13 protein-coding genes are annotated in these 11,990 nt (G+C 74.0%); 6 read left to right on the top strand and 7 right to left on the bottom strand.

The window, feature by feature from the left end:
- Positions 1-160: 160 nt before the first annotated feature.
- Together miv_RS13610 and miv_RS13605 are read left to right on the top strand one after the other, a co-directional pair.
- Positions 161-904: an ArsR/SmtB family transcription factor gene (locus tag miv_RS13610; RefSeq protein WP_207183149.1), complete on the top strand. Its 744-nt coding sequence runs from the start codon at positions 161-163 to the stop codon at positions 902-904.
- Positions 905-1,023: 119 nt separating this feature from the next.
- A complete protein-coding gene (locus tag miv_RS13605; protein ID WP_207183148.1) occupies positions 1,024-1,500 on the top strand; it encodes a hypothetical protein in 477 nt (158 codons plus the stop codon).
- Between the two features lie 37 nt (positions 1,501-1,537).
- Here miv_RS13605 and miv_RS13600 read toward each other — a convergent pair whose 3' ends face one another.
- Positions 1,538-2,266, bottom strand: a complete 729-nt coding sequence (locus tag miv_RS13600; RefSeq protein ID WP_207183147.1) for a substrate-binding domain-containing protein — start codon at positions 2,264-2,266, stop codon at positions 1,538-1,540.
- A gap of 490 nt (positions 2,267-2,756) precedes the next feature.
- Here miv_RS13600 and miv_RS13595 point away from each other — a divergent pair, with 490 nt between their 5' ends.
- From miv_RS13595 to miv_RS13585, 3 genes are all read left to right on the top strand, one after another.
- On the top strand, positions 2,757-4,016 hold the full coding sequence (locus tag miv_RS13595) for an OmpP1/FadL family transporter (RefSeq protein ID WP_207183146.1): 1,260 nt from the start codon (positions 2,757-2,759) through the stop codon (positions 4,014-4,016).
- Between the two features lie 108 nt (positions 4,017-4,124).
- The gene (locus miv_RS13590) at positions 4,125-5,429 is read left to right on the top strand and encodes a solute carrier family 23 protein (protein WP_207183145.1); all 1,305 of its coding nucleotides are present in this window, start codon (positions 4,125-4,127) and stop codon (positions 5,427-5,429) included.
- A 244-nt stretch (positions 5,430-5,673) separates the two neighbouring features.
- Positions 5,674-6,390 (top strand): hypothetical protein, encoded by a 717-nt coding sequence (locus miv_RS13585; protein ID WP_053221026.1) that lies wholly within the window; start codon positions 5,674-5,676, stop codon positions 6,388-6,390.
- 13 nt (positions 6,391-6,403) lie between these two features.
- On the opposite strand, the gene miv_RS13580 is transcribed toward miv_RS13585, so the two are convergent.
- Entirely contained in the window at positions 6,404-6,691 is a 288-nt protein-coding gene (locus tag miv_RS13580) for a hypothetical protein (protein ID WP_131800166.1), read from the bottom strand.
- A 699-nt stretch (positions 6,692-7,390) separates the two neighbouring features.
- Here miv_RS13580 and miv_RS13575 point away from each other — a divergent pair.
- Positions 7,391-7,681 carry a hypothetical protein gene (locus miv_RS13575; RefSeq protein ID WP_207183144.1) on the top strand — a complete coding sequence of 97 codons (291 nt, stop codon included), beginning with the start codon at positions 7,391-7,393 and terminating at the stop codon, positions 7,679-7,681.
- Positions 7,682-7,694: 13 nt separating this feature from the next.
- Here miv_RS13575 and dapA read toward each other — a convergent pair whose 3' ends face one another.
- From dapA to miv_RS13550, 5 genes are all read right to left on the bottom strand, one after another.
- On the bottom strand, positions 7,695-8,645 hold the full coding sequence (gene dapA / locus miv_RS13570; RefSeq protein ID WP_207183143.1) for a 4-hydroxy-tetrahydrodipicolinate synthase: 951 nt from the start codon (positions 8,643-8,645) through the stop codon (positions 7,695-7,697).
- Positions 8,642-8,872, bottom strand: coding sequence for a hypothetical protein (locus miv_RS13565; RefSeq protein ID WP_048429614.1), 231 nt, complete (start codon positions 8,870-8,872; stop codon positions 8,642-8,644). The genes dapA and miv_RS13565 overlap by 4 nt, the downstream gene beginning before the upstream one ends.
- Before the next feature lie 153 nt (positions 8,873-9,025).
- Positions 9,026-9,547 carry an HTH domain-containing protein gene (locus miv_RS13560; RefSeq protein ID WP_207183142.1) on the bottom strand — a complete coding sequence of 174 codons (522 nt, stop codon included), beginning with the start codon at positions 9,545-9,547 and terminating at the stop codon, positions 9,026-9,028.
- 400 nt (positions 9,548-9,947) lie between these two features.
- A complete protein-coding gene (locus tag miv_RS13555) occupies positions 9,948-10,103 on the bottom strand; it encodes a hypothetical protein (protein ID WP_207183141.1) in 156 nt (51 codons plus the stop codon).
- A gap of 405 nt (positions 10,104-10,508) precedes the next feature.
- Positions 10,509-11,606 carry a replication protein RepA gene (locus miv_RS13550; RefSeq protein WP_207183140.1) on the bottom strand — a complete coding sequence of 366 codons (1,098 nt, stop codon included), beginning with the start codon at positions 11,604-11,606 and terminating at the stop codon, positions 10,509-10,511.
- Positions 11,607-11,990: the final 384 nt, after the last annotated feature.

Here is an 11,990-nt window from a genome sequence, read left to right as displayed (position 1 = left end):
AGCATGGGGGGGGACGGTCCGGCGGTGGCGCTGGACCCGCTGTGGCCGATCCGCCGCCCGCCGCGCTTCGGCGCCGGCCGAAGCATCCGGCGCCCGACCGCGCTACAAGGGAATGCCGTTCGCGGAGACGATCCGGGGAGGCCCTCCGAGGAGACGCTCCATGGTGACCATCGCGGCCTTCGCCCGCACCGCCGCCCTCGTCGGCGATCCGGCCCGCGCCGGGATGCTGGCGGTGCTGATGGACGGCCGCGCGCTGACCGCGGCGGAGCTCGCCCGCGCGGCGAACGTCACGCCCCAGACCGCGAGCGGCCACCTGGCGCAGCTGGTCGAGGCCGGGCTCCTCGCGGTCGAGCGCCAGGGCCGCCACCGCTACCACCGCCTCGCCGCCCCGGCGGTGGCCCGGATGCTCGAGGGCGTGATGGCGGTGGCGGCGGTCCCGGCCGTCGCCGCGCCGCGCCCGCCCGGCCCCCGGGACGCGGCTTTGCGCGAGGCCCGCACCTGCTACGACCACCTCGCCGGGCGCCTCGCCGTGGCGATGACCGACGCGCTCGTCGCCCGCGGCGCCATCGAGCTCGGGGCCGACGGCGGGGCGCTCACGCCGGAGGGCGAGGTGTTCCTGCGCGGCCTCGGGGTCGATCTCGACGGGGCCGCCCGGGGGAGCCGCCGCCGGGTCTTCTGCCGCCCCTGCCTCGACTGGAGCGAGCGCCGGCCCCACCTCGCCGGTGCCCTCGGGGCGGCCCTGCTGACCACCGGCCTCGACCGGGGCTGGCTGCGCCGGAGCGCCGGCAGCCGGGCCGTCGCCGTGACCCCGGGCGGGCGCATCGCCCTGGCGCAGGCCTTCGGGGCGGAGATTTTCGGGGAGGAGATTTTCGGGGAGGAGGGCTGCGCCTGCCGGCGGGTCTGACCGCGGCGGGGGTGGGTTTCCCAAGGCGGCCGATCGCGTCGCCGGCGGACCTTGCGGACGGCTTGGCCCGCCCCCACCTCCCGGCTGCGCCTGCGGTTGGGCGCTCTTCGGAGAAGATCATGCCGCACCACGACACCACCGCCCTTTCGGGCACGATCCAGCACGTCTTCGCGCATCGCTTCACCCTGGAGGCGGACGGCGCGGTCCACCTCGCCGATCTCGGACCCAAGGGTGCCGAGGCCTTTCCCCTCGCGGCGGGCCTGCTTGTGACCCTCGAGGGCGAGCGCCGCCCCTCGGAGATCAAGGTCGCGCGGATCGCCACCCCGGGCCGCGACCCGGTCGAGATCCATCACAAGAAGCCGAACCACCCCGGCAAATCCCGCTCGGAGGCGCCGGTCGATCCCGCCGCCGCCCTCGCCGCCGTGACGGCGGCGGGCTGGACGCCGACGGGCGAGCCCAGGCTCAAGCCCAAGCACGTCGAGGTGCTGGCCCGCCGGGACGACGGCGCCTGGACCGAGCTGCACGTCGACGCCTCCGGGGCGATCTACAAGGAGAAGGCGCCGGACGCCGCCAAATGGGGCGCGGCGCTCGCCTGACACGTATCGGAGGGCCGCGCCCCGGCGCGGTCCTCCTTCAGCGACCGGCGACCGGCTCCATCCCGGTCCGCCGGATCGCCGCCGCGGCCCGGTCCGAGGCGAGGTGGGCGATCAGCCGCCGGGCCGCTCCGACGGCCCCCGAGCCCGCGACGATCGCCGCGGTGAAGGTCTGGACGAGCTGGACCGCGTCGGGCAGCGGCCCGACCACCGTGATGCCCGGCACGTCGACGAGCTCGCTGACCGGTCCCAGGGCGAGGTCGGCCTCGCCCGCCGCCAGGGCGGCCGCCGATTCGGTGCCGCGCGCAAAGATCGTCACCCGCACCGTGTCGGCGAGGCCGAGGCGCGGAAAGACCGTGTCGCGGATGAACAGGCCGCTCGTGCTGCCCGGCATCGCGACGCGGCGGGCCTGCGCCAGGGTACGGGTCAGCGCCGCGACCGTGTCGATCGCGGGCACGGGCGCGCCCGTGCGCATTGCGGCGGCGAGCGGCGCGGTGGCGAGCTCGACCGCCGACCCGGCGAGGATAAGGCCTTCGCGCGTCAGCTCGTGCAGCCCCTCGTTCGAGAGGATCACCACGTCGACGGATGCGCCATGGGCGAGCTGGTGGCGGATGGTCCGCGGTCCCCGGCCCTGCGAGGCGCCGGACAGCGTCCGGACCGCGAGCCCGGTCTCGCGGGTGAAATCCGGCAGCGCCGCCTCGTAGGCCAGCGCGAAGCCGCCCGAGATCATGACGGTGAGGCCGGCTGGGGGATCGTCCGGAGGAGTCATGCCATCATCCACCCGCTGCCCGTGCACCGGCTGCCCGCGGCGATCTCGGGTGTGGAGGGAAGCGTGCGCCGCCCGGGGCTGCCGGAGATCGAGACTGCAACAGATCCCGCACCGGGTCACGCCCGCAAGGGATCGGCGAGGAAGAGGACGGCGAGCGAGGGGACGGGGAGCAAGGGGAGAGCGGACGAGGGAGAGCGGATCCGCAGGTTGGCGGTCCATCCCGCCCGGCGCAGGACCGCACCCATGACGCAAAGGAATGAGACCTGGCCACAAGACATCGACACCCCTTCGACGCATTCGTTCCACGAAATTCCGACACCATGGGACATCTGCGCCGAGCACCGTTGAAATAAAGAAAACCGTTTCATCACGAAGCGTTGCCGTAACGGACGGTCCGGAATAGTCTTCACCTACCACTCACATCATCGACGCTCCGAGCCGGCCGCGGGAGGCCGACCGCGCGCGATCCTGTCGGGACGTTGACGAAGACATGTCGAAACCGTCGCTGAGTCTGGCCGTGCTGGCCTCGCTGCTGCCCTCCCTGTCGCTCGCCACCGCCGCCCACGCGACGGACGGCTACTTTCAGAACGGTCTCGGCGCCAAGGCCAAGGGCCAGGCCGGTGCCGCCATCGCCGATCCGCAGGATTCCCTGTCGATCGGCGCCAATCCGGCGGCCGCCACGGCTCTGGGCCACCGCTTCGACATCGGCGCCGACGTCTTCGTGCCGGACCGTTCCGCGGCCATCTCGGGCAACGGCGCGGGGCTCGACGGCCGCTACAGCGGCAACGGCCTCAACCCCTTCCTCATGCCGGAATTCGGCTATGTCCGCCCCCTCCCCGGCGGCGTCTCCCTCGGCGTCGCCGTCTACGGCAACGGCGGCATGAACACGGTCTACAAGCGCAACCCCTTCGCGGCCTTCGGGGCGACCGGGCATGCCGGGGTCGACCTCAAGCAGGTCTTCGTCGCGCCGACGCTGGCCGTGGAGGTCGCCCCCGGCCAGAGCCTCGGCGTCTCGCCGCTCGGGATGCTCCAGAGCTTCAAGGCGGCGGGCCTGCAGCCCTTCGCGGTCGCTTCCGCCGATCCCGCCCGGTTCACCAACCGCGGCACCGACTGGTCGACGGGCGCGGGCGTGCGGGTCGGCTATCTCGGGCGGTTCGGCCCGGTCAGCCTGGGGGCGTTCTACCAGTCGGAGGTGCTGGCGGGCGCCTTCCACCGCTACGAGGGATTGTTTGCCGAGCGCGGCGGCTTCGACGTGCCGGCCTCCTGGGGGGCGGGCCTGGCGGTCCGGGCGAGCGAGGCGCTGACGGTCGCGGTCGACGTCAAGCGCATCGCCTATTCGAGCATCCGGTCGATCGGGACGCCGCTCGCCCCCCTGCTCGCCGGCCGGCCCTTCGGCGCCGCGGACGGGCCTGGCTTCGGCTGGCGCGACATCTCCGTCGTCAAGGTCGGGCTGCGCTACGCCGTGAGCCCGAGCCTGACCCTGCGGGCGGGCTACGGCTATGCGCAGAACCCGGTCCGCCCCTCGCAGACGCTGCTCAACGTCCTGGCCCCCGGCGTCGTGACCCACCACGTCACCGCCGGCGCGACCTGGACCACCGCCTCGGGAACCGAGATCACCGGGTTCGTGATGCACGCGCCCCGCAACACCGTGAAGGGCCGGGGCTCGATCCCGGTCTCCTATGGCGGCGGCGAGGCCGACATCGCGCTGGCCGAGACCGCCCTCGGCGTCTCGGTCGGCTGGAAGCTGTAGCGGCGCCGGGTCCGGCGCACGGCCGGGTCCGGCGCGAAGCCGGCCTCCCCTCGCGCGAAAAATGCTCTAAGGCGCTCCCCGGACAACGCGATCAAGGGGGGAGACACCATGGAACCGCAGATGCGGGAGCGGGAGGACGCGCGGGGCTTTCCGCGCTGGCGGCTCGCCCGGGGGCCGGTGGTGCTGCCGGACGAGCGCCCGCCGGAGCTCCAGGCGGTGGTGCTGGCGCTCCAGCACGTCGTGGCGATGTTCGGCTCCACGGCGCTCGCCCCGCTGCTGATGGGGTTCGACCCCAACCTGGCGATCCTGTTCTCCGGCCTCGCGACGCTGCTGTTCTTCGTCGTGGTCGGCGGGCGGGTGCCGAGCTATCTCGGCTCCAGCTTCGCCTTCATCGCCGTGGTGGTGGCCGCCACCGGCTATTCCGGCAGCGGCCCCAACCCCAACCTGCCGGTCGCGCTGGGGGGCATCGTGGCGGCGGGCGCGGTCTACGCGGTGATCGGGATCGCGGTGATGCGGGCGGGCGATGCCTGGATCGGCCGGCTGATGCCGCCGGCGGTGACCGGCGCGATCGTCGCGGCGATCGGCCTCAACCTCGCGCCGATCGGCGTGAAGGGCATCTCGGGATCGGGGATCGACACCGGCATCGGGCTGTTCACGATCCTGGCGGTGGGCCTGTCGGCCGCCTACCTGCCGGGCGCGGCAAGGCGCCTGCCGCTCCTCATCGGGGCGGTGGCCGCCACCCTGCTCTACGGGGTGCTCGCCAACGGCTTCGGGCTGGCGAAACCCCTCGATCTCGGGCGGATCGCCGACGCGCCGTGGTTCGGCTGGCCGCACTTCACGACGCCGGTCTTCGAGCCCTCGGCGATCTGGCTCATCGCCCCCGTCGCCCTGGTGCTGGTCGCGGAGAATCTCGGCCACGTGAAGGCGATCGGCGCGATGACCGGGCGCAACCTCGACCCGTATCTCGGCCGGGCCTTTCTCGGCGACGGCCTCGCCACGATGCTGTCGGGATTCTTCGGCGGCACCGGCGTGACCACCTACGCCGAGAACATGGGCGTGATGGCGGTGACCCGGATCTACTCGACCCTGGTCTTCGCGCTGGCCGGCGTGGTGGCGATCCTGTTCGGGCTGTCGCCGAAATTCGGCGCCGCGATCCTGGTGATCCCGGGCCCGGTGATCGGCGGCCTGTCGGTGGTGGTGTTCGGGCTGATCACCGCGGCAGCCGGGCGGATCTTCGTCGAGAACCGGGTCGATTTCTCGCGCACCCGGATCCTGCTCACCGTCGGGACCGCCCTGGTGCTCGGCGCCGGCGACTTCACGGTGCGCCTCGGCAGCTTCACCCTCGGCGGCATCGGCACCGCGACGGCGGCGGCGATCCTGCTCTACCACCTGCTGCGCGACGAGCCGGCCTGACGGCCGGCCGTGTCGGGGTCCGGTCGCGCGGCGCGGCCGGACCAAGCCTCTTCCGAACGCCCAAGACTCTTCCGAGAAATGTCAGTGCCTGATCGACGCGAATGCCAGCATGTCGCCGCCATTCCGGCGGCATCGACCTCCGGCACAGGCCGATCGTCGGTGCGGTTTTCGTCCGAACACTTAACGCTGCCGTAAGGTCGACAGGTCACGATCGGGCCGTGGCATCCGGCGGGAGTTCGGGATCGTGGTGACGACAACAGCGACCCCGTGGACGGCGCAGGCGGCACCCGTCGCGTCCACGAAGACCCCGGCCTCCGGTGGCGCCCCGCTCACGCCGCAGGCGGCGGGCGCGGCGAAGACGGCCAAGGCATCGTCGGCGGCTCCGTCGACCGGGCTCGGGGCCGCCGCCGTCGTCGTTCTCAGCGCCGCCGCCACGGCACGGCTCGCCGAGCCCGGCGGTCCGGCCCTGTCCCGCGCGACGTCGCTCGACGACATCGTACAGGAGCGCACCAAGGCGCTGGCGGACAGGATCGGCGCGGCGATGGGCCGGGCGAACATCGCGGTCGAGGGCCCGATCACGTTCAAGCGCGACGGCAGCGGCACCATCACGACCGACGGCCCGTCCCGGAAGGCCATCGAGAAGCTGTTCAAGGACGACCCGGACCTCGCCAAGGAATTCAAGGACGTCGCCGCGCTCCACGGGATGCAGGCGATGCAGAAGGTCCTCGAGGCCCTTCAGGCGGAGGTGAAGGCGGCCAAGGACGACGACGGCCGGACCGCCGCCTATGGCCGCTACACCGTGCGGCTGGTGAAGCTGCAGGCCGTGTCGGGGACGATGACGCTCGACGCCGGCAACCTGCGGTCGTGGAGCGTCGCCCTCGCCGACGCGATGGTGGGCGAGGACGCGGCGGGCCCCAGGGCGCAGGACGCCGCCGCGCGTCCGGCTTCCCGGACGGCCTGAGGCGCCGCGCGGATCACCGGCCCGCCGGAGGATCCCGCGGCTCCGAGGGATGCAGCCGCACCGCCTGGGCCAGGCGGATCAGCTCGCGCGCCGTCAGGCCGCGGCTGTCCTGCTGCGACCAGATCTCGGCCGCGTCCCGGCGCGGTCCCGGCCTGGCTCCGCCAGGGCTCGGGGCTCCCTGGCCGGGCCGCCCCTCGTCGCGCGCGCCGCCGCGGCGCGCCTCGCAGGACCGGTCCGTCCGGCGAGGCGCCGTGCCCAGGATGCGGTAGGCTCCCGCCGCCGTTCTCATGCGTGCTCCCATGCGAAGGCTCCCGTTGCGAAGGTCGGCGCATGGTTAGCGAAGCGTAGCGGTTTGCGAAATTCTTGAACTTGCGCGGCGGCGCGCTACCCGGCCCGCTCCGCCGGCGCGGGGGCCCGCGAGCGGCGGCGGGAGAGCCGGCGGGGGAAGTGGCGGGGGAAGTGGCGGGGGAAGTGGAATGTGTGGGCCATCAGCCGGCGACGCGGTTCCTGTTCCCCGCTGCGCCGACCCTCCCGCGACCACCCGGCCCACTGAGCCTCACAGGCTGGCGGGGAGAACTGGTCCACCGCCAACTCGTCGTCGCGAGCTCCCTCACGGTCCAGCCTGTCGGCGGAGCCGGAGCGCCACAGGGTACGTCCACGAGGGAGACGAGTCGTCTAACAGGTCGCCGCCGGGGGGCAAGGGCGCTCGGGCGCGCAGGGCGGTTTGCCGCCCCCCGCCCGTGCATCCGGCCCGGCGGCCCGGCCGCATGCGCCGCAAGCATGGCCGTTGTGCGATGCAATCGATTGTCTTGTGCGGCGCAACATGAGACAAGGAGGACGTACCGCAGCGATGGCGTCGCGGCGGTGCAGCCCTCTTTGGGCGTTTCCTCCCTAGACTTCGGGCCGCCTCGCAAGGGCGGCCTTTTTTCTGTTGCGGGACCTCCCGGGCGGCGACACTGTCCGCGGCCGGGCATGGGACGCCCGGCGAGGAGCGAGAGCCATGGATCGTCCGCGAAGCGTCGGCATCGCCTGGTACGAGCCGGGCGACTATCCCCGCCTCCTGAAGGCGATGGCGGAATCCGGCCTGCCGGCGAGCTACGCGACCTGGCTGATGTCGGCGACGCAGGTCGAGCGCGAGGTGGCGCGCAGCGGCGTCGAGGTCCGCCGCGTGCGGGTCGAGCCGGAGGCCTTCCTGGCCTGGTGCCGCGCGCGCGGCGACGCCCCCGACGCGAAGGCGCGGGCCGCCTTCGTGCAGGAGCGCCAAGGACACCAGGCCCCGGACGGCGCCTGAGCGCCCCCGGCGGTCAGGCGGCCGCCCCGGCCGGGGCGGGGTCGTGCGCCGACACCGCCATGGCGGCCGACAGGGCCGCCGCGATCGCGGCCTCGGTCTCGGGCCGTGGCCGCACCAGGGGCAGGCGCAGGTCCGGCGACACGCCCGGGCGCAGGAGCGCGAGGGCGAGCTTGACCGGGCCCGGATCGGTCTCGGCGGACAAGGCCGCGACCAGCGGCATCAGCCCGGCCTGGATGAGCCGGGCGCGGGCGTGGTCGCCCTCGCGCGCGGCCCGCTGCAGGGCGGCGCAGGCCCCCGGCACCAGGTTGGCGAGGACCGAGACGCAGCCCTGCCCGCCCAGCATGGTGAAGGCGGCCGCGGTGGCGTCGTCGCCCGACAGGAGCAGGAGGCCCGGGGCGGCCCGCTCGATCGTCGCCAGCCGGGCGAGATCGCCGGTGGAATCCAGGATCCCCCGCACCCCCGGCAGGGCGGCGAGGCGCGCCAGGGTCGCGGGCGCGAGGTCGATCCCGGTCCGGGCCGGCACGGTCTGGACCAGGAGCGGCAGGTCGACCGCCGTGACGATCGCCGCGTAGTGCCAGTAGAGCCCGTCCTGGGTCGGACGGTTGTAGTAGGGCGTGACCGCCAGGGTCGCGGCGGCGCCGGCCGCGGCGGCGTCCCGGGTGCGGACGACGCTCGTGCGGGTGCAGTTGCTGCCGGTGGCGGCGACCACCGGCACCCGCCCCGCCGCGGCCTCGAGGGCGACGCGCAGGACCCGGGCGCGCTCCGGCTCGGTCAGGGTCGGCCCCTCGCCGGTGGTGCCGGCGACCACCAGGCCTTCGCTGCCCTGCGCCACCTGCCAGGCGACGAGGTCGCCGAGCGCCCGCTCGTCGAGCCGGGTCCCGCCGGCCGCGAACGGCGTGACGAGGGCGGCGAGCGCGCCGCCGAGGCGGCCGGGCAGGCTCGACGTCGGGCGCGGGCGCCTCACGGGACGAGGGCCAGGGGCGCGCTGGCGAGGCGCACCGCGTCGGGCCGGCGGCCGGTCTCGGCGGCGGCGTAGGTCAGCGCGTCCCGGCGGGTGCGGAAGATGCCGCCGCACAGGCCGTGCGTCTCGACGGCGAGCCAGTGGCCCTCGGCGCTCTGGCCGACCAGGAAATCGAGCGGGAGACGGGCCGGGACCGGGGCCGGCGCGGAAACGTCCAGGGATCGGGGCATCGACGGGATCGGGTTCGCGCGGCCGTCCTTGGGCCGCATCCTCAAGGTGTCCCCCGCCCCGTAGGGATTCGAGGCGGACGGCGCGGGCGCCGCATAAGGATCTCGTTGGGATTCGCCCGCCGCGGGACCGGACGGGGTCGTTCGGCCGGCGGCTCAGGGGGCGAGGCCGTAGACCCCGTCGCCGAGCCGGTGGAAGACCGAGCCGCCCTGCGCGCGCTTCCACAGCCGGGTGTTGAGCGCCGCCACGGGATCGTGGCCCGGCAGGGTCAGGCCGCAGGCGGCGAGCCGCTCCCAGATCTCCGCGGCATGCATCGGCCGGCCGGCCGCCGCCAGGATCTCCTCCGCCGCCTCGATCAGCCGCCGCCCCTCGCGGCGCGCCGCGCCGCCGCCGGCCGGACGAGGCTCCGCGGCGGGTTCGGCCCGCGGCGGCGCGGCGGGTGGAACGGGGGCGGCCGTGACCGGTCGGGATGCCGGGGGAACCGGATCCGGGTGCGGCGGGGCGGCCCGGGCCGGCTCCGCGACGGGGGCCGGGACGGGATCCGCGACGCCCGGCCGGGCCAGCCGGCGGCCGAGATCGAGGTAGAGCTCGTGCTCGGCGATGGCCCGGTCGAGGGCGGCGCGCTGGCGCCGCAGGTCGTCCAACCGGGCCTCCGTCTCCGCCTCCGACAGGAACATGCTTGCCTCTTGGAATATTCCATATTCCCAGACTGGAACGACATCCATCCGGAACAGTGAGAATAGGAATATTCCACGAATGAGCAAGCCCGCCGGATCGCCCTCCCCAGGGAATGCCGCTGCGGGCGATGGGACACCCTCCGCCCCCTCCCGCACGCCATCAATCCCGGTTTCGAGACCGAGACCAGGTGGATGGGATAGAATGAATTCGAAACATTCTATTTGCAGAAGGGGCATTCCATTGTTCCTCAGGATCATCGGCCGGCGCGAGGCCGACGAGAGGGGGATCGCCCTCCCCCGCCGGCGCTAGCCCAGTCACACGACCCAGGTCGAACGGCCTCCCGTCGAAGGTCCGTCGCAGGCGATCGCCGGGTCTCGGGCAGCCTCCCTGTACGTCCCGTCATGGACGCCGCAGGGACCGGAACGGCGCCAGCGCCCGGTGCACGACGGCCGCCATGGCGGCGGCGGGCACCGCGAACAGAGCCGCCGGCGACGAGACGAGGGGGCTCAGGAACGTTGCCCGGCGCCAGGCCCGCTGGCGGCGGTCCGCCGCCACGGCGGTCCGGAGCGCGTGCCGGCGCCGTCGATCGCGATCGGCTGCGACAGGGCGAGGAGCCGTCCCCAATCGGACCGGTGATGTCGGCGATGCCCGACCCGTCCGGCGAGGAGCCCGGCCATGCGGTCGAGGATGACCGTCCAGGCCCGAAGCCCGACAGCAGCAGCGCCAGGCCGACCAGACCGGCGGCGGCGAGGCCGATCCTCGCCCGCCCCTGCGCATGGGTGCCGAATCGGGTCCTCGGGCGCGTCAGCTGCCCGCACCGCGAGGGTGGCCAGGAGGCCGACACATGGGCCGGCACACGGGCCGACGCCCCGGGAAGACGGTGGGACGGCATGGGGGCGACAGCGGCGCGCGACCCTGGCAGGCGTCGTCAGGGTGGCGGCGCTTGCTCGCGGTCAGCCCTCAGGCGGCTCCCGCCCCCGCCGCCGCGGCCTTGCGACGGGCGGCCTTCGGCGGCACCAGGAGCAGGCCCGGATCGGTCGGCATCAGCTGCAGGCCGGCCTCGTCGAGGCTGAGCGGGAGCTTCGGAAAGACTTCCTTGACGTGGGCCACGTCGGCCTTGAACGCCTGGCGGAAGCTGCGCAGGGAGGCGTTGTCGGCGCCGAACTGCTTGTGCACCGTGTCCCAGCTCAGGCGGAGGGGGCGCTGCAGGCTGCGCAGGCGGTAGCCGACCCAGAACAGCAGGTCGAGCTTGCGCGCCGAGCCCGAGAAGGCGCGGGCGGCCCGGATGTCGACCGGCAGGGCGTGCTGGACCAGGTTGTCGTAGAAATCCTGGTGGAACTGCACCGTCTTCGACCAGGCGATGCCGTCCTGGCCGTCGGCGCGCCAGAGGTCGAGCTGGCGGAAGGGCGGCATGGTGAGGGTCGAGGAGCGCGACTGCCCGTCCCACAGGCCGATCTGCATCGTGCAGGCGGCCAGCCGGTGCAGCTGCTCCTTGAACTGCCGGATCGTGCCGCGCTCGCCGCCGGTGACGGCGAATCCCATCTCGCGCATGAAGCCCGACAGGCTGTCGGCGACCTCGACGGTCGGGCTGCGCTGGCGCACCGCCTCGGTGCAGAGATGCAGGAGCACCAGCCGGGCCTTGGGGCCGTAGGGCAGCCCCTGCAGTTCCATCTGGCCGGTCGCCGGGTTCTTCAGCCGGCCAGCCAGGAGGCTCAGGGTGTTGCGGCCGTATTCCCGAAAGAATTCCCGCTCGTCGCCGGGGTCGCGGTAGGGCAGTCCGCAGAGCGCCAGCACGGAATGGATGTGCTGGATCGTGTCCGGGGTCACCGGCTCGGCCTCGATCACCAGGCGGACCGCGTCGCGGCGGCGCTGGTCGCGCCCCATCGCGGCGCGGGCATCCTGCTGGCGGCCGGCCTCCGCCCGCTCGGCGTCGCGCAGGGCCTGGCGGTGGGCGATGTGCTCGACGATGACCGCGTACAGGAACCCGCCGCGGGCCGCTTCCAGCTCGGCCAGCAGGTCCTCGTCGTGGATCGCCGCGATCTTGGCCTCGATGCTCATGCCTGACGGTCTTGCCTGACGCCTGCTTCGGGTTCCGCGGCCGTCCTCGCCGGCCCGTGGTCCAAACCGTCATGCACGATTCGGCTCCCGGGATTCCGTGTCCCGGGACGGGTTATCCCAAGATTCCGACGACTCGTCCCCGTTATCCCGCGCCGATTCCGGCACCGGCCTGCCCCGAGGGCGGTCCCAGGGCCGCCAGGAGGGCCGCCGGGAGGACCGCGCAGGCTCGAGCGGAGGCCCCGGGCTCCCCCACTCCCCGGCCCGCCGCGGCCCTGTGGGCCGGCTGTGCACGACCCTGTGCACCGTCCTGGGGACCGGCGGTGGCTGGGCCGGCGCGCAAGCCTGTGGGCGGGGTGGGCAGGCCCCGGTGGAGCACCGGTGGAG

The sequence above is a fragment of the Methylobacterium indicum genome, from assembly GCF_017347565.1.
GTDB classification, from domain to species: domain Bacteria; phylum Pseudomonadota; class Alphaproteobacteria; order Rhizobiales; family Beijerinckiaceae; genus Methylobacterium; species Methylobacterium indicum.
Note: the sequence above shows the minus strand (reverse complement) of the source record. Positions and strands in the feature narration are given on the sequence as shown.

Excerpts from the sequence above, each read along its gene's own strand:
- miv_RS13590 (WP_207183145.1), top strand. The coding sequence starts at position 4,125 with ATGGAACCGCAGATGCGGGAGCGGGAGGACGCGCGGGGCTTTCCGCGC.
- miv_RS13610 (WP_207183149.1), top strand. The coding sequence starts at position 161 with ATGGTGACCATCGCGGCCTTCGCCCGCACCGCCGCCCTCGTCGGCGAT.
- miv_RS13580 (WP_131800166.1), bottom strand. The coding sequence starts at position 6,691 with ATGGGAGCACGCATGAGAACGGCGGCGGGAGCCTACCGCATCCTGGGC.
- miv_RS13565 (WP_048429614.1), bottom strand. The coding sequence starts at position 8,872 with ATGCCCCGATCCCTGGACGTTTCCGCGCCGGCCCCGGTCCCGGCCCGT.
- miv_RS13605 (WP_207183148.1), top strand. The coding sequence starts at position 1,024 with ATGCCGCACCACGACACCACCGCCCTTTCGGGCACGATCCAGCACGTC.
- miv_RS13600 (WP_207183147.1), bottom strand. The coding sequence starts at position 2,266 with ATGACTCCTCCGGACGATCCCCCAGCCGGCCTCACCGTCATGATCTCG.
- miv_RS13575 (WP_207183144.1), top strand. The coding sequence starts at position 7,391 with ATGGATCGTCCGCGAAGCGTCGGCATCGCCTGGTACGAGCCGGGCGAC.
- miv_RS13550 (WP_207183140.1), bottom strand. The coding sequence starts at position 11,606 with ATGAGCATCGAGGCCAAGATCGCGGCGATCCACGACGAGGACCTGCTG.
- miv_RS13595 (WP_207183146.1), top strand. The coding sequence starts at position 2,757 with ATGTCGAAACCGTCGCTGAGTCTGGCCGTGCTGGCCTCGCTGCTGCCC.
- miv_RS13560 (WP_207183142.1), bottom strand. The coding sequence starts at position 9,547 with ATGTTCCTGTCGGAGGCGGAGACGGAGGCCCGGTTGGACGACCTGCGG.